Source organism: Variovorax atrisoli 110B (genome assembly GCF_000382045.1).
GTDB lineage: Bacteria > Pseudomonadota > Gammaproteobacteria > Burkholderiales > Burkholderiaceae_C > Variovorax > Variovorax atrisoli.
In genome coordinates this window covers 164,173-180,314 of sequence record NZ_KB907462.1, presented here as the reverse complement: position 1 = coordinate 180,314, position 16,142 = coordinate 164,173, and the positions used below count along the sequence as shown (strand labels likewise).

The 16,142-nt window shown below is 66.9% G+C and carries 15 protein-coding genes; 1 reads left to right on the top strand and 14 read right to left on the bottom strand.

Features of this window, described 5'->3' with window-relative positions; translation table 11 throughout:
• Nucleotides 1–92: 92 nt before the first annotated feature.
• From G369_RS0128535 to G369_RS0128505, 7 genes are all read right to left on the bottom strand, one after another.
• Nucleotides 93–848 carry a helix-turn-helix transcriptional regulator gene (locus G369_RS0128535; protein ID WP_038116137.1) on the bottom strand — a complete coding sequence of 252 codons (756 nt, stop codon included), beginning with the start codon at nucleotides 846–848 and terminating at the stop codon, nucleotides 93–95.
• Nucleotides 849–970: 122 nt separating this feature from the next.
• On the bottom strand, nucleotides 971–2,791 hold the full coding sequence (locus G369_RS0128530) for a CocE/NonD family hydrolase (RefSeq protein ID WP_347876451.1): 1,821 nt from the start codon (nucleotides 2,789–2,791) through the stop codon (nucleotides 971–973).
• Entirely contained in the window at nucleotides 2,788–3,750 is a 963-nt protein-coding gene (locus tag G369_RS0128525) for a Bug family tripartite tricarboxylate transporter substrate binding protein (protein ID WP_019657482.1), read from the bottom strand. Before G369_RS0128525 ends, G369_RS0128530 begins: the two co-directional genes overlap by 4 nt.
• A gap of 113 nt (nucleotides 3,751–3,863) precedes the next feature.
• Nucleotides 3,864–4,181: an NIPSNAP family protein gene (locus G369_RS0128520; protein WP_019657481.1), complete on the bottom strand. Its 318-nt coding sequence runs from the start codon at nucleotides 4,179–4,181 to the stop codon at nucleotides 3,864–3,866.
• 91 nt (nucleotides 4,182–4,272) lie between these two features.
• Nucleotides 4,273–5,124: a fumarylacetoacetate hydrolase family protein gene (locus tag G369_RS0128515; protein WP_026346714.1), complete on the bottom strand. Its 852-nt coding sequence runs from the start codon at nucleotides 5,122–5,124 to the stop codon at nucleotides 4,273–4,275.
• A 68-nt stretch (nucleotides 5,125–5,192) separates the two neighbouring features.
• On the bottom strand, nucleotides 5,193–6,371 hold the full coding sequence (locus G369_RS0128510; RefSeq protein WP_019657479.1) for an enolase C-terminal domain-like protein: 1,179 nt from the start codon (nucleotides 6,369–6,371) through the stop codon (nucleotides 5,193–5,195).
• A 41-nt stretch (nucleotides 6,372–6,412) separates the two neighbouring features.
• Complete coding sequence (locus tag G369_RS0128505; protein WP_020723332.1) at nucleotides 6,413–7,450, bottom strand: Bug family tripartite tricarboxylate transporter substrate binding protein; 1,038 nt, start codon at nucleotides 7,448–7,450, stop codon at nucleotides 6,413–6,415.
• A 157-nt stretch (nucleotides 7,451–7,607) separates the two neighbouring features.
• On the opposite strand from G369_RS0128505, the gene G369_RS0128500 reads away from it, so the two are divergent.
• On the top strand, nucleotides 7,608–8,519 hold the full coding sequence (locus G369_RS0128500; RefSeq protein ID WP_019657477.1) for a LysR family transcriptional regulator: 912 nt from the start codon (nucleotides 7,608–7,610) through the stop codon (nucleotides 8,517–8,519).
• A gap of 92 nt (nucleotides 8,520–8,611) precedes the next feature.
• On the opposite strand, the gene G369_RS0128495 is transcribed toward G369_RS0128500, so the two are convergent.
• From G369_RS0128495 to G369_RS36520, 7 genes are all read right to left on the bottom strand, one after another.
• Nucleotides 8,612–9,427, bottom strand: a complete 816-nt coding sequence (locus G369_RS0128495) for a GntR family transcriptional regulator (RefSeq protein WP_019657476.1) — start codon at nucleotides 9,425–9,427, stop codon at nucleotides 8,612–8,614.
• Between the two features lie 220 nt (nucleotides 9,428–9,647).
• Entirely contained in the window at nucleotides 9,648–10,640 is a 993-nt protein-coding gene (locus tag G369_RS0128490) for a Bug family tripartite tricarboxylate transporter substrate binding protein (protein WP_026346713.1), read from the bottom strand.
• A 91-nt stretch (nucleotides 10,641–10,731) separates the two neighbouring features.
• Complete coding sequence (locus G369_RS36525; RefSeq protein WP_051127660.1) at nucleotides 10,732–11,730, bottom strand: Bug family tripartite tricarboxylate transporter substrate binding protein; 999 nt, start codon at nucleotides 11,728–11,730, stop codon at nucleotides 10,732–10,734.
• A 170-nt stretch (nucleotides 11,731–11,900) separates the two neighbouring features.
• Nucleotides 11,901–12,635 carry a Sua5/YciO/YrdC/YwlC family protein gene (locus G369_RS0128480; protein ID WP_019657473.1) on the bottom strand — a complete coding sequence of 245 codons (735 nt, stop codon included), beginning with the start codon at nucleotides 12,633–12,635 and terminating at the stop codon, nucleotides 11,901–11,903.
• A gap of 44 nt (nucleotides 12,636–12,679) precedes the next feature.
• Nucleotides 12,680–13,297: a 3-isopropylmalate dehydratase small subunit gene (leuD, locus tag G369_RS0128475; RefSeq protein WP_019657472.1), complete on the bottom strand. Its 618-nt coding sequence runs from the start codon at nucleotides 13,295–13,297 to the stop codon at nucleotides 12,680–12,682.
• Nucleotides 13,298–13,313: 16 nt separating this feature from the next.
• Complete coding sequence (gene leuC, locus G369_RS0128470) at nucleotides 13,314–14,714, bottom strand: 3-isopropylmalate dehydratase large subunit (protein ID WP_019657471.1); 1,401 nt, start codon at nucleotides 14,712–14,714, stop codon at nucleotides 13,314–13,316.
• The gene (locus tag G369_RS36520) at nucleotides 14,714–15,604 is read right to left on the bottom strand and encodes an isocitrate lyase/PEP mutase family protein (RefSeq protein ID WP_019657470.1); all 891 of its coding nucleotides are present in this window, start codon (nucleotides 15,602–15,604) and stop codon (nucleotides 14,714–14,716) included. Before G369_RS36520 ends, leuC begins: the two co-directional genes overlap by 1 nt.
• Nucleotides 15,605–16,142 lie beyond the last annotated feature (538 nt).

The window sequence follows — 16,142 nt, the reverse complement described above, 5'->3', positions numbered from 1 at the left end:
CATCGTTCCATTCGCGTGGAATCGAAGCGCGGCCGAGCGCAGTTGCAACCGGCCGCGGGCTGGCTGGCGCGTTCGGCGTCCGCGCGAGGTAGCTAGAGGGCAGGCGCCTGCGCGATGATCCGCAGCTTGCGAGAGCCCGCGATGATGTCCTTGGGCCTGAGGCCATAGACCTGGCGGATCGAGTGGCTGAAATGCGTCGAGTCCGGATAGCCGATGTCGAGGGCGACGTTCACCAGGCTGTCGACCGTGTGCACGCGGTGAAGCAGGCTCCGGGCGCGTTTCCAGGCACGCACGTTGCGAAACGACACACCCACCTCCTCCTTGAACAGATGCCGAAAGCGCGAAATCGACAGGTTCACCCGCGATGCGCATTCGTCGGAGGCCGCAGTGCCGAAGGGATCGTTCTTGATGCCGTCCAGCACGGTCGCAATGCGCCGGTCGAGGGGACGCGCGGGAAGAGGTGCACCGAAAAACGCGAGGTCGAAATCGCACGGGCGCAAGGCGAGCGCGCCGCCCGGCGAAGCGAGCCGACCATGGACCTCGCGCACGTGCGCCGCGAATCCCGGCGCATGCACCGCTCCGCTCCCGCGCAGCAGCGGTGGCAGCCTGCTTGCATCGACCGTTTCGGGCTCGACCAGAATGTTGAGCACGTTGCGGCCTTCGCACGCGATCTCGTAGGGAACGTAGGGCTGAACGACGGCGACTTCGGTCGAATGCCATTCGCCACCGCCCAGCCGCACGCGCAGTCGGCCGTCGATCGCCACGTACACGATGATCGAACCCTGCGTCTGCATGCTCGGGGATCCGAGAAGGCCGGCATAGAAGACACGGTCCTTCGTGATCCACATGACACGGTCGTCGCAGGTGCAGCGCCTCGGAACGAACGCGGGGCCGCCCGTGGCCGGGATGAAGCCAGCCGCGGAGTCAAAGGCATCTCTCATTTCGCGTCTCGTCCTTGCGGTCCGGCCGCTCAATCGCCCTTGGCTGGGATGATGGGCAGCAGGATGAAGGGCTCGTTGCCCCTGTCAAAGTGGAGCGTGTTCTGGCCGCCGAAGATCTCCGGCGGCCGGTCCTGCGGATTTGCATGGCGGAAGGGGCCCACGCCCGTCATCGGGTACGGCTGGTCCGAGAAGCCGGCGTCACCCAGGCCGTGGTCGTAGTCGCAACCGCGGATGTTGAGGGCCAGCGTGTAGCCGGGCGGAACCACGATGGAGGTCGGCAGGATCTCGATGTCGAGGACGACCGGCTCGCCTGGCACGAGCAGCTGTAACTCGTCATGCGTGTGGTAGGGGCGGTACGGCAGCGACTTGGCCTCGTCCAGCTTGCGGTGCGAGGCACGCAGCCAACCCAGGGCGATCGGCACGCGCGGATCGTTGGAGCCGACGAACAGGACTTCCTTGCCGTCCGGCGCGAACAGCCGCAGCGCCAGGAAGATGTCGGCATCCGTGGTCCTCGAGGAGATCACCAGTCGCGCCGCGACGGGGCCGGTGATCTCGAACTCTTCCTCGGCCGGCGGGAGCCTGAACATGAGCCCGTCGTCCATGGTGTTGTAGGTGATGCTGGCGCCGGTGGCCGGCGTAGTGCCGAGGCTGCGGCTGGCGGGTTCGAGGTAGTACCTGGTCCACTGTGTACGTGCCAGCGGCCATTCCTGCTCGTCGCGGATCGTGAAGTGCTCCCCCGGCCGGCGGATCTGCAGCTGCACCGGCGGCTGCCGGTCCCAGCCCGTGTCCTTGCCTTGCAGGAAGTGCCCGAGAAAACGCTTCTGCAATGCAACGCCCTCGGCGCGGTAGAAAGGGCTGAAGTGGCTGTTGCCATGCACCTCCAGCCATTTCTGGCTGGAAGCCGCCGCCATATAGCCTTCGAAATTGCCGCGCGGATGGACACCCATGCCGCCCCAGTTCGCAGCGGACAGTAGAGGCACCTTGACACGGCTCAGGTCGGGTTTGCGCCCGGCATAGAACTCGTCGTCCAGCGGTCGATTCAGCGACTCGTTGGACATCTTCGGAGCGCGGTTCGCCGCCAGCTCCTCGTCCGACAGGGTTTCCGGACCGCAGACCAGCTCGCCGTTGTTCGGATTGCGAGAGCCGCGCTCGCCGTAGCCGTGCTGGATGCGCAACACCTGGCGCTCATACCAGCCTTCGCCGAACTGCGAGTAGATGCCGCCGTGTCGGGCCGCATCCCGGTAGCGGTCGACGAACCCTTCCCACACGCAGATGGCCGCGAGGTGGGGAGGTTGCAAGGCGGCTACGTACCACTGGTTGGTCGCGTAATACGAGATGCCGTTCATCCCGATCTTGCCGTTGCTCCAGGGCTGCGCCGCCGCCCATTCGATGCATTCGTACAGGTCCCTCGTTTCCTGCTCCGACGTGGGATCGAGCACGCCCGGGGAGCGCCCCGCCCCGCGGCTGTCGACGCGGATGCAGATGAAGCCGTCGGGCACCCACTTCTCGGGATCGACGACCTCCCAGTTCATGTATTTGTTCGATGAGCCTTCGGCGATGTCGGGGAAGTCGCGCACCATGCGGTCGTACGCGCTCTTGTATCCCACCTGCATCGGGACGCCCTTGCCATAGGCCCCATAGGAAATCAGTGCCGCGTAGCGGCCAGGTGCCTCCGGCAGAAAGACATCCGCACGCAGAACGATGCCATCGGTCATCGGAATCGGCAAATCCCAGAGGATGCGCATGCCGTCGGCATGGACGGGCTCGGGCATGTCGTTGGAGAGCGCGTGGTCTACGCTCCCCTGGGTCGGGTTCGCTTGGTTCATTCTGATCTTTCCTTTGATGCTCAACTGATCTGGATTCCCAATGACGGCAGGATCTTTCCGAAGCGGTCGATCTCCGAATCGACATAGGCCTTGAACTCGCGCGGTGCCATCGCCTCGACCACGCCACCGCCTTCCTGGATGTACTGCCGGTACTTGGGGTCCTGGCCGAGCTTGACGAACATGGCGTAAAGCGAGTTGACCGCCGCCTCGCTCATGTTCTTCGGCCCCCAGATGCCCGACCACGCAGGAATTTCCGGCACGTCCAGGCCGAGTTCGGCGAAGGTGGGCGTGTCGGGAATAATGGGCGAGCGCACGTTGCCGGAGAGTCCGAGCGCGCGCATCTGCCTGGCCTGGATCCAGCCCTGCGCGGAGACCGGTGCGAGGAATGTGCAGTCGACCAGACCCGAGATCAGGTCGTTGCTCGGCGCACCCTTGTACGGGACGTGCACCAGTTCCACGCCGGCGTTCTTGCAGAACAGCGAGGCCACGATGTGTGTGGGATTGCCCAGGCCCGAGTTCGCGATGGTGAGCTTTCCCGGCGATGCCTTCGCGGCATCGACGAACTGCTGCATGGTCTTGAATCGGGAGTTCGCCCCGACGAGCAATGCCCATCCGTAGTAGGTGGCCAGACGGGTGATGGGCGTGAAGTCCGCCTTCGAGTCGAAGGGCAGGCTCTTGTACAGGGCCGCGTTCGTTGTATGGCCGGCGGAGTTCAGCAATACCGTGTTTCCGTCGGGCTTGGAGCGTGACACATCGAGCGATCCGATCACGGCACCAGCGCCCGGCTTGTTGTCGATGACGACGGTGCGGCCGCTCGTGGTTTCGAGCGTGTGCGCCAGCAGCCGCCCGGTGACGTCCATCCCGGAGCCCGCGGGAAAGGGAACGACGATTCGCAGGACATCAGGCTTGCTTGGCTGGGCGATCGCGGGCAAGGCGCTGCCGAGTGCTGCGCTGATGAGTGTCCTGCGGTTGATGTTGCTCATGCTCTTGTCTCCGGATTGGTGTGTCGGGAAGGACACGGCGCGTCGGAGGACTCCCTCAGGCCGTGCCAGTTCGAACCAGTCGCGTTCCACGTGCATCGCCGCCCGATGGACTGCTACGACGGCGAAAACGATGTCGGCTTCAGGATCTTCGATTCCTGTTGCCGTATGGCGCCCAGCTCCCTGGATCGCACCCTGTATGCCTGCCAGGCCGGATCGGCCTCCATCGCCGAGCGCCGTTGCTCGCGATCGGCCAGGCTGGCAAATCGCCACAGGTGCACGATCTGGTTCAAGGGGCCGATCTCGCTGACGTAGAAGCCCACGAGACCGCCCAGGTACCTGTTCTGCAGCGGCAGCGCCATGCTCTCGTACAGCTTCAGGAAGTCGGCGGTGCGCCCGGCTTCGGCGGTGTAGGTTCTGAGCTCGAAGATCATGGCCACCTTGCAGGTCGATGTGGATGGCAGGTGCGGGCCGGCTGCAGGCCGAAGTCGACACGGTCGTGCGGGCGATGCATATCGAACGGCCCTACTTCTCGTTGTCGACGGGGTTCGACAGGACCCCGATGCCTTCGATCTCGACTTCGACCGTGTCCCCTTCCTTCATCCACACGGGCGGCTTGCGTGCATAGCCGACACCCGCGGGCGTGCCCATGATGATCACGTCGCCCGGTTCGAGCGTGAGGGCCTCGGTGATCAAGCACAGCGTTTCCGCAACGGGGAACAGCATCCGGGCCGTGTTGCTGCTCTGCATGACGGTGCCGTTCAGGCGCGATTCGATCTTCAGCCCCGCAGCGCCAGGAGGGAGTTGGGACGCCGGCACCAGCCAGGGGCCGAAGGCACCCGTGGCATCGAAGTTCTTGCCGATGGTCCATTGGGCCGTCTTGCGCTGGTAATCGCGCACCGTCGCGTCGTTGAAGCAGGCGTAGCCGGCGACGGCCTCCAGAGCATCGGCCTCGGTCAGGTGGCGTGAAGCCTTGCCGATCACGACGGCCAATTCGGCCTCGAAATCGAGCTGGGTCGATACGCGCGGCCGCTGGATCGGTCCACCGTGCGCTGTCAGCGAGGACGGGCCGCGCAGAAAGAAGCTGGGATAGTCGGGCCGCTGGTTGCCGCCTTCGGCGGCGTGGTCCGCGTAGTTCAGCCCCATGCAGATGATCTTGCCGGGCCGTGGCACCACGGGCAGCAGCCTCGCGGCACCGAGCGGAACGCGGGCAGCCGCAGGCGCAGAGGCGGCCTCCTTTGCCGCGGCGGCAAAGCCAGCGGCACCGCCGCTGCAAAGAGACACCATGTCGCCCGGCAGGGCGACGATGGCGCCATCCACGACCGCGCCCAAACGAGGCGTCGGATCGGAGTCGGTACGGAAGGTGACAAAGTTCATGGGTTGGACTGAGAACAGCAATGGAAGCGAGGAGGTGGAGGAGTTACGGTCCTGTGCGCGTTATGCACTCAGTGGGCCTTCAGCCCGGCACCGACCGAGCTCATCAGCGCATGCAGCGCGCTGTGGCCCTCGAAGCCGATGCCCGGGCGCTGCGGCGGGTGCACGAAGCCGCCCTCGACATGCGTGTCGTCGGCAAAGCCGCCGAAGGAGCCGAACACGCCGGGGTAAGCCTCGCAGCCGCCCAGGCCCAGGCCGGCCACCAGGGCCAGGGACATCTGGTTGCCGCCGTGCGGAAAATGGCTGCCCGCAGGCCAGCCCTGCGCCTCCAGGGCCCGCACCATGCTGGCAAAGGCATGCAGTCCGTAGGACTGCGGAGGGTCGACCTGGATCAAGTCCTTCTCGCTGCGCCAACCGCCCAGGCGCACCAGGTTGGTCACGTCCTGCATGCCGTAGAGGTTTTCGCCGGCGGACAGCGGCGGTGCATAGACGGAGGCGAGTTCGGCCATCAGCGAGTAGTCGTTGGGATCGCAAGGCTCCTCGAACCAGCGCAGGCCATAAGGTGCCAATGCCTCTGCGTAGCGCAGGGCTTCCTCCCGCTGGAACTTGCAATTGGCATCCACCGCCAGGTGGCCGCTGTCGGGCAGCACACTCAAGGCGCAATCGATCCGGCGCAGGTCCTCGTCCAACGAAGCCCCTCCCACCTTGATCTTCACATGGGTGTAGCCGCCGGCCTGGTGGCTGCGAATCTCGTCTGCCACGTCCTTCGCGACACCGCCCGGGCGGTACCAGCCTCCACCCACGTACACGGAGACCTTGCGCTGCATGGTCCCGCCGCGATAGCGCCGGGCCAGCACTTCCGCCGTGGGCAGTTCCTGGGCCTTGCCGATGGCATCCCACAGTGCGGTCTCGATGGTCCCGATGGCGATCGATCGCTCGGCATGGCCACCCGGCTTCTCGCCGACGAGCATCGCCGCCACAGCCATGGCTGGATCGAGCACCCCGGCTGCGTCGAGCAGCGACTCAGGTTGCGCCCGCAACAGCCGCGGGAAGAAGCGCTCGCGCATGGGCTGCCCGCAGGCATAGCGTCCGGTGGAGTTGAACGCATACCCCGTGACCGGTGTGCTGCCTGCGCCGGAATCCAGCCGTACCGCGACGATGGAGGTGGTCATCTCCGCGAAGGAGAACACGGCGTTGCGCATGGTGCTCTGCACCGGAAAAGCCGCTTCCTGGAGGTCAATGATCCGCATGGTGCCTTCTGTGTGTCCTGGAACTTCTTCCTCGGGCGGGCTCAGCGTGACGGCTCGATGCCGGCGGCCCGGATGAACTTGCCGTAGCGAGCAAGTTCCTCGTCGATGTGTTTGCGAAAGGCTTCCGGTCCGGCCGGTTCGGCGGGAAGAAAGCCCATGGCCAGCAGCTTCTCGCGCACCTCGGGCTGGCGCAGCATCTCGCCGATGTCGGTGTTAATCTTGTTGACGATCGCCGCGGGCGTCGCGACCGGTGCCACGAAGCCCAGCCATGCGCCATAGCGGAACCCCGGGAAGCCGGACTCGGACATCGTCGGAACCTGGGGCAGCACGGCGAGCCTCCGCGAGGTGCCGACGGCCAGGGGCACGAGCCGGCCCGACTGAAGGAACGGCAGTACCGCGGAGACGCCGGCGAACATCACCTGCACCTGGTCGCCCACCACCGCCGTGGCGGCTTCCGCCGCGCCCTTGTAGGGCACGTGCAGCATCCGGATGCCCGCGCTGCTCATCAGGATCTCCATCGGAAGATGCTGGGCACTGCCGACGCCGCTGGTGCTGAAGTTGATCTCGCCGGGCCTTGCCCTGGCCGCATTCACCAGCTCCTCGACCGAACGCACCTGCAGCCGGGGCGACGCGACCAGCACGAAAGGCGTCTCGCCGATCAGCGCGATCGGCGCGAAGTCCTTGAGCGGGTCATAGGGAAGCTTTGCGTACAACGCCGGGTTCGCAGCCAGCGTGGTGTCGTTCGGCACCAGCAGCGTGTATCCGTCGGCCGGTGCGCGTGCGACCTGCTGCGCGCCGATGATGCTGTTGGCGCCGACCTGGTTGTCAACCACGGTGCCCTGGCCCCAGCGCTGCGCGAGCTTGCCCGCCATGAAACGGGAGGCGACATCCGCCCCCGCGCCCGCGGCGAACGGAACGACGATGCGCACCGGCTTTTCCGGATAGCCGGCATGCGCCAGGGTTCCCACCAAAAGCGCCGAAAGAACCATGGCGGCGCAGCGCAGCAATGCCAGCACGCCAGTCACTGCCTGGACGGCACGGTGCGCGGACCGTGCGGACACTTCCATGGTCTTGATCATTCTCGTCTCCGTCTTTTTTTGTCTGGCCGGCGGGGGCTGCGGTGATCACGCCCCGGGTCCGGCATGCGCAATTCTGGATGTGCCGAGACCAACGCAAAAGAAGAGATTTCAGCTGCCATCCATCTAAAATTTCGCTGGATGGCTCTGGAGATGCATCATGGATCTGCGACAGGTACGCTACTTCCTGACGGTGGCGGAAAAGGGAAGCATCAGCGCGGCTGCAGCTGTGTTGCACGTGGCGCAGTCCGCGATCAGCCGGCAGATGCGCCTGCTCGAAGACGATCTCGGCGGCCCTCTCTTCCATCGCAGCATCGCGGGGGTGCAACTGACCGACGGCGGCCTGATGTTCTTGGAGCGCGCCCGCTTCATCGTGCGAGAAGTCGAAAGCGCGACCACGGACGTCTCCAACTTCAACCGTGGCATGCGAGGCTTTCATCGCGACGTGCGCGGCACGGTGCGAATGTCTTCGGCACCCACGGTCGGACAGGCGATTCACGGGCGCCTCGCGCTGGACTTCCGCCATCGCTTTCCTCAAGTCCGGCTGGAGCTGACCGAGAGCCCCACCGACGACGCGCTGCATCGATTGACCGCTGGCACCATTGACCTGGCCATCGTGTCGAATCCCGGAAATCAGGAACACGTCCATTTCACGCCGCTCGTGCGCCAGGAGATCGCTGTCTTCTGTCTTCCGGGCTCGAAGCTCGCCGCCCGTTCGAGCGTGCAGGCGCGCGAACTGCGCAAGCTGCCCATCATCATTTCCCTTGGCCTGCGGCACAGTCTCGAGACCGAGCATGGAGTGATGCAGCCGGTCATACAGATCGACGGTAACGAAGGGGCCGCACAACTGACCCGCGCGGACCTTGGCGTCGCCGTTCTGCCCAGATCCGTGGTACGAACATCCAGCATCTGGCAAGGCCTGGTGGCGGTGCCCGTCCGCGGCTTCGCGGTGACCCGCATGCTCGCGGTCGCCAAGGGACGGCCCGTGAGCCTGGCAGCGAAGGTCTTCCGCAATGCCGTCGAGGAGCAGATGGCACTGTGCGTCGGGGAGGGACTCTTCCTGCCACCCTGAAGCGAATCGGCCTTCAGAGCTCCGTCTTGCTTGTCCCGCGGATCAGGGCGACCGCGTCACCTTCGTGGAACCGCACTCGCGCAGCAGGCGGCCTACCCGGCGACCTCGTGCACGAATTGACCCGCGCTCAGCGTGTTGACGGTCTCACCCGGGATGTCCATCAGGATGCGGCTGCGTTCGGGCGTCATGGTAACGGTGATGTACTGGACCGGCCTCGCGGCGGGATCGTGCAGCACGCGAACGATCTTCAGCAGGGGCGCTCCGACTTCCGTCTGCATGAGCTTCGCTCGGACCGGATCGCTCAGCTCGGCCGTGATTTCCTGGATCACGCGGCCGAACTTCACGCCTTGGGCCATCAGGATCTCATAGAGCGCCTGCTTGCGAAGCGAGGTGGCCGTGACCTGCTTGCCCAGCCGCTCGGGCACCCACGCATCGGACAGCATGACCGGCGTGCCGTTCATGCTGCGCAGGCGCAGCGCATGCACCGCCTTTTCTCCCGGCGCGAGCTGCAGCAGTGCGGCCACGTCCGAAGGTGCCTCGACCCGCTCGACGCGCAACACCTGCACCTGCGTCTCGCTCGCCGTCTGGCGCAGGCTGTCGATCAGGGAAAGGCTGGGTCGCGCCCGTACCAGCGGCAAGCGGTCCTGCAGCACGAAGGTGCCGCGCCCATGCCGCCGCTCCACCAGGCCCTGCGCGGCCAGGTCCGCCAGGGCCCGCCGCACCGTGATGCGCGAGACGCCGAAACGCTCGCACAGCGACTCCTCCTTCGGCAACAGCCCCGAAGCCGAATACACGCCGCGCACGATCTCGTCGCGAAGGACCACGAAGAGCTGGCGGTGCAGCGATGTGCCCGGCGCCCGGGGCAAGGGGGATGCGGCGAGTTCGACCTGGGCCTTCGCGGGTTTCATCAACGTCGGTGGCAGGGAGCTTGTGGAAGGCGCGAGCATAGCCTGTCGATGGTCGGGTGTTGATAGCAACAGGACAGCCGGCGACAGCATTCATGCACACGCCCGTGTCCGCAGCGTCTGGAATCCCGGCGCCCCCGGCACCGTTCGACCGGGTCGCTGCAGCACCCAGGCTCGAATGGGTGGGACCGGCCCGCCACAGGCATGCCTGCAGCCGGCCTGTTCACTCCAGCGGATGACGCTTGACGAGCGAGCCGAGGCGCTCGCTCTCTTCACGCACTTGCGCTGCGAACTCGGCCGGTGAATTGACGACGGGCTCCGCTCCCGCCGCCGCGATCGTTCTTTGCACGTCGCCGTCCTTCACCGCGTCGCGCAGCGCGGCCACGATGGCCTGCGTCACGGGAGCCGGCATGCCCAGGGGGCCGAAGACGCCGAACCAGTTGATCGAGCGGTATTGCCCGAAGCCGGCCTCCTTCGCCGTCGGCACCTCGGGCAGCACCGCGCTGCGCCTGTCGCCGGTCGTCGCGAGGAACCGCAGCGTGCCCGCCCTGGCATGGGGCAGTGCCGCCGCGATGCCCGTGAAGGACAGGTTGACGTTGTTGGCGACCAGGTCCGACACGACGGCGCTGGTGCCGCGATAGTTGACGACGACCGCATCGGAAAGCTTCGACTCCGCGACGAACTGATGCGAGAGAAGGCGCGACTGGTTGTCGGTGGTGCCGAGCGAACACCGCTGCCCTGCGCGCTGGCAGTAGGCCACGAACTCGGCCAGCGTCTTGACCGGCATCTTGCCGCTCACCACGATCGCGTTGGAGGCCTGGGCCACCGCCGTGACGGGCTGCAGCCGCTGGAGCGGATCGACGCCTCTCAGCCCGGGGGTATAGCGCGTCAAGGCGATGGATGGCACCTGCAGCAGCAGCGTGGAGCCGTCGGGGTGGGCATCCATGACGCGGCGCGTGCCGATGAGCCCGTCGGCGCCCGGCACGTTCTCGACGATCACCGGCTGCTTCCAGAACACACCGAGCTGACGGGCCACCGCACGCGCCACCGTGTCCGTCCCGCCGCCGGGGGCGTAGGGCACCACGATGGTCACGGGCTTGGCGGGGCGCCATGGCGCGTCTTGCGCGCAGGCGGCGGATGGCGCCAGCCATGCCATCGCGGCAAGGGTCGCGACCAGCGCGGCGCGGCGCCCTGCGTTCTGTCCTGTGTGTCGCACGGTCTTGTCTCTCATCTTGTCTCTTGAAATGATTGGCGTGATCTGCTGCTCGGCGCCCGCAACAGCCGCAGGCAGCGAGCGTCGGTGGCGTTCAGTCCAGCTTGAGGTTCGCAGCCTTGATGAGGTTGCGCCATCTGTCCAGGTCCTTTTCGAAGGCCTCACGAGCGGGTGCCGGCGCTCGATGCGCCACCACGAGGCCGCTGGTCTCCAGGTTTCGCACGACCTCGGGGTCGGCCAGCACCGTGGAGAGTGCGGCAGCCAGGCGATCGAACACCGCGGGCGGCAGGTTCCTGGGTGCGAGCACGCCGCTCATGTAGGTCGCCTCGAGCGACGGAAAGCCGAGTTCTCCCACCGTCGGCACGGATGGCAGGGCCGCGATCCGCTGGCGCGTGGTGACGGCGAGCGCCTTGAGGCGGCCGGACTGCACGTGCTGCGCCACGCCGGTGGGAGCGAAGAACGCGAAGTCGACCACGCCGGAGATGAGGTCCGTGCTCGCCTGTCCCGATCCCTTGTAGGCCACGTGCACGGTGTTCATGCGCGCTTCCAGCCGCATCATCTCCGCCTCCAGGTGCGGGATGCTTCCCACCCCGCCCGATGCATACGACAGCCCCTTGGGCCGCTTGTGCGAAAGCGCCGCCAGCTCCCGGATGTCCCTGGCTTGCACATCGGGGTGCACGACCAGCACCATGGGCAGTTCTCCGATGCCGCCGATGTAGCTGAAGTCGGTCGGCCGGTAGCCCACGGCCCGGTAGGCCGGCGTCACGGAGATCGCGCCGTTGTCCGCCAGGTAGAGGGTGTAGCCGTCCGAGGGCGCGTTGGCGACCAGCTGGGCGGCGATGGCGCCTCCCGCGCCGGGGCGGTAGTCGAGGACCACGGGCACGCCCAGGTGGCGTTCCAGGCCAAGGGCCAGCGGCCGCCCGACGCCATCGCCTCCGCCGCCCGGCGGATAGCCGATGACGAACTTGATCGGCTGCTGCGGCCATGAGGACTTCTGCGCCCGCGCCCAGGGCGCGGCCAGGAGGCCGCCAGCCAGTGCGAGCACGCCGCGGCGCGACACCCGGCTGGGCGGCTTCGGGGAATGGATAGCCATGCTTGTCTCCTTCGCTTTTTTTCAGAATCAGATGGCGCGCCCGGTAAGCACCCCGGCGACCTGATCGCATCGGACAACCGTCACTTCCTCGCCCGCGCCGGCATTTGCGTGGACGCCGCTCCGGGCGAGGCGGCTGGCGAGGGCGGGCCTGCACGCCTGCCCTCGCCGATTCAGGCGACGTTCTGCAAGGCGAACTCGTTGACGTGGCCCGAGGGCAGCGCGGCCATGCCGGGGTCGCGCGGCAGCTCGACCCGGAACCAGCGCTTGAGGACGTCCGCGATCAGGTCGTAGCACGCGCCGAAGCGGATCACCTGCATCGTCTGGAAATTGATCAGCGTGCCGGAGCGGCCGTACATGTGATAGCGGCACAGGCCGTGATCGATCCTGATGTCGGCGATCTCGTGCAGCTCGGGCTGGACGTCTTCCAGCCTGAACCGCGATCCCGTGCCCGAGATGTTGGCCGACGAGCCGAACAGCGGCACCAGCTCTTCGCGCGAGAGCCGCGTCAACTCCCTGTGCAGGGGGCCAGCATTGAGCAGGTTGCCGATCGTGCCTCCGGCCGAGGAGGCCCTCAAGGCGTCGTCGCCCAGCTTCATGAGCAACGGATGGTCCGCCCGGAACGGCCCGATCACGCCGAGCGGCAGGTCGTAGTCGAGGACGATCGCCTCGACCATCTCCTGCTCGCGCTTGCCGAGGGTCATCATGTCGCGCTGCGTCTCCAGGTCGGCGGCCATGGCGTTGCGCTTGTGGCCGCCGCGCTGCTTGGTATCGAAGATCTTCCTGAGCGGCTCCATCGAGGCGCCGCACATGGCGTAGCCTGTGTGCTGCGGCACGAGCGCGATACCGCCGTTCTTGACGACGTCGATGATGCGGCGGGCGTCGCCCGCGATGTCGAGGGTGGGCATGCAAGTCTCCTGAGGGTTGGTGGAAGTTGTCGAAGGCACGAAAACTAGGCGCGCACCGAATTCCAGGCCCAGGCGCGCTGCACGCGATCCTTGTCCTGCCATGCGCGAATCAAGGCGTCGTTGCGCAGCGTCAGGCCGATGGCGTCCAGGCCGCCGAGCAGCGCTTCGCGGCGGGTCGCGTCGATGGCGAACGGTTGGGGACCGCCGTCGCTGCACTGGATCGTCTGCGTCCGCAGGTCGACTGTCAGCGCGGAACCATCGGCACACCGGGCAGCCAGCGCCTCGATGCGGTCCAGCGGCAGCCGGATCGGCAGCATGCCGTTCTGGAAGCAGTTGGCATAGAAGATGTCGCCATAGCTGGGCGCGATGACGGCGCGGATTCCCAGGCACATCAAGGCCCACACGGCGCCTTCGCGCGACGATCCGCAGCCGAAGTTGTCGCCGGCCAGCAGGAACGGCGCGTGGCGGAAGCGCTCCGCATTCAGGATGCACGCCGGATCGGCGCTGCCGTCGGGCAGGTAGCGCAGCGATTCGAACGCGAACGGGCCGAGCTGGTCCTTCGGCAGGCTGGTGAGGCGCTCGATCCGCACGATGACGTCGGTGTCGACGTTCGCGCGCATGAAGGGGATGGCTGCGCCACTGACGATCGTGAAAGGTTGCATGGCTGGGTGCTCCGGGTCAGGCAAGTGCTCGCACGTCGCTCAGGCGGCCCGTCAGGGCCGCCGCCACCGCCATCGCGGGGCTGGCCAGGTGCGTGCGCGCCTGCGGACCCTGGCGGCCGACGAAGTTGCGGTTCGACGTCGAGACGCAACGTGCCATGGGCGGCACCTGCTCGCCGTTGGCCGCGACACACATGCCACAACCGGGCTCGCGCCACTCGAAGCCGGCGGCGGCAAAGACCTGGTGCAGCCCCTCGGCTTCCGCAGCGCGCTTGACGTCCTCCGAACCCGGGACCACCCATGCACGCACGTGAGGCGCGACGTGGCGGCCGCGGGCCACGTGGGCTGCCGCGCGCAGGTCGGAGAGGCGGGCGTTCGTGCACGAGCCGATGAACACCCAGTCGATCGGCGTACCGGCGATGGGCGCCCCCGCCTCCAGGCCCATGTAGTCGAGCGCCTGCGACGTCGCATCGGCGCCGCCGCCTGCCGCAACGCGCGGAGCGGGAATCCGCGCGTCGATCGCGATCGCCTGCTCCGGGCTCGTACCCCAGGTGACCGTGGGCACGACCAGGCGCGCATCGATGAACTCCTCGCGGTCGAAGACCGCGTCGGCATCGGTCTTCAGCTCGCGCCACTCAGCAACCGCCGCGTCGAAGTCGGCGCCCTTCGGAGCGAATCGGCGCCCCTTCACATATTCGATCGTCCGATCATCTGGGGCGATCACGCCGGAACGGGCGCCGAGTTCCACCGTGAGGTTGCACAAGGTCAGTCTCGCCTCGACATCGAGTGACTCGATCGTGGAGCCCGCGTACTCGACCGCATGACCCACCCCGGCATTGGCGCCCAGCCTGGCGATGATGTGCAGCGCCAGGTCCTTGGCCGTGACGCCGAAGCCCAGGGCTCCTTCACAGCGGATGCGCATGTGCCTGGGCCGCTGCAGGCGCAAGGTCTGCGTCGCGAGCGCATGCGTGCTCTCGCTGGAGCCGACCCCCAGTGCCAGTGCGCCAAGCGCACCGTTCGTGCAGGTGTGGCTGTCGCCGCAGATCATGGTCAGGCCCGGCAGCACGATGCCCTGCTCCGGCCCCATCACATGCACGATGCCCTGCCCCCGCTCGCCAAGGTCGAAGAGCCGGATGCCGAACCGCTGCGCGCCCTGCCTGAGCGCCGACCACAGCTTGCTGCCCGCGAGGTAGGTCGTGCCGTCGCGACCGGGCCGGGTGGAGACGGCATGGTCGGGCGTCGCGAACACGAGATCGCTGTCGTGCACCGCGAGTCCGCGCTCGGCCATGTCCGCGAGCGACGCCGAGCCGGACAGGTCGTGCAGCAGGTGCCGGTCGATGTGAAGCAGCGCCCATCCGTCCCCGAGGTCGCGTACGACGTGCGCGTCCCAGATCTTGTCGAAAAGAGTCCGCCCGGCCATCACGCGGTGCCTCCGGCGCAGCCGAGCACGCCCACGGCAGGCGCGGAGGGATCGATCGCTCCCGCGCCGGCATTGAAGCGACGGCGCAAGGCATCCCAGTCGTCTGCACCAAAGCGCCGGAACGTTTCCGCGACGGCGGCGGCGACCGGCGGCACGACGCGCGTGGACTTGAGTGCAGCAAGTGCGGCGTCCCCGGCTTCGATGGCAGCGCTCAGCAGCAGGCCCGGCACGATCGCGAGCTTGTAGCCCATCGCTTCCGCAACCGACACGTCGAGCACCGGCGTGCGTCCGCCTCCGACGATGTTGAGAAGACATGCACCGCGCACCCGCCGCGGCACCAGTTCGACCTCCTCGTTCGTCTGCGGCGCCTCGACGAATGCGATGTCGGCACCGACGTCGATGGCCGCATTCGCACGGTCGATGGCCTCGTCCAGGCCCAGCATGGCGCGCGCATCGGTACGGGCGATGATCAGGAACTCGTTGGAGCGGCGCGCCTCGACGGCAGCGCGGATCTTCGAGACGAACTCGTCGCGCGTGACCACTTCCTTGCCTTCGAGGTGACCGCATCGCTTGGGCGACACCTGGTCCTCGATGTGGACCGCCGCGACGCCTCGCGACTCGTACTCGCGCACGGTGCGCGTGATGTTCAGTTCATTGCCGTAGCCCGTGTCGGCATCGGCGATCACCGGGACATCGACCGACCGCGCCATCACACCGGCGTTGTCGGCCATCTCCGTTTGCGTCAGCAGGCCGAAGTCCGGAAAGCCGCGGGCCATCGCCGTGCCTGCCCCAGTCATGTAGACCGCGGGAAACCCGGCCTGGGCAACCAGCCTGGCTCCGATGCCGTCATAGGCGCCGGGCGCCACGACCATGCCCGGCTGAGAGATCAAGTCTCTCAGCGATCGTCGATGCTCGAAAAGAGAATTTGTCATAATGTCATCATATTCTAATAACAACAGGACGTCGCCAACAAGAACCCTGCCCCGGGTGATTACCCTCGGTAATTTCGTCCGGCCAGCGTTCCAAGGGGCCTCAGCGAAGTGGAGGAGCCGTTCATGCCGCGATCGAGGTCGGACTGCGTGGCCGCGACCCGTCCCGCCGCGGGACTGATCGCCATCGTGGGCACCGCATGCCCGCCATACCTTGCAGGCGCTTCGTCAGTGCTCTTGTTCGAGCGTCCACAAGGAGTTCCGTGCGCAGATTGCTTCGGGCTGCCCGGGGACGACGCCCGCAGCCCCAGGAAGCGGGCGCGTCTGCCGACGTGGCGTCGCCTGATACAATGGCGGCTCGCTCACACCTGTTGAGCGTTGCCTGGCCAGGCAAGCCGAATCTCACGGCAGCGCGTCGAAGTCACTACGACGAGAAAAACAACAATGACTTCATGCAAAAGAATTTGCCGTAGCGTGGACCGCGTAAGAGTTCACGACC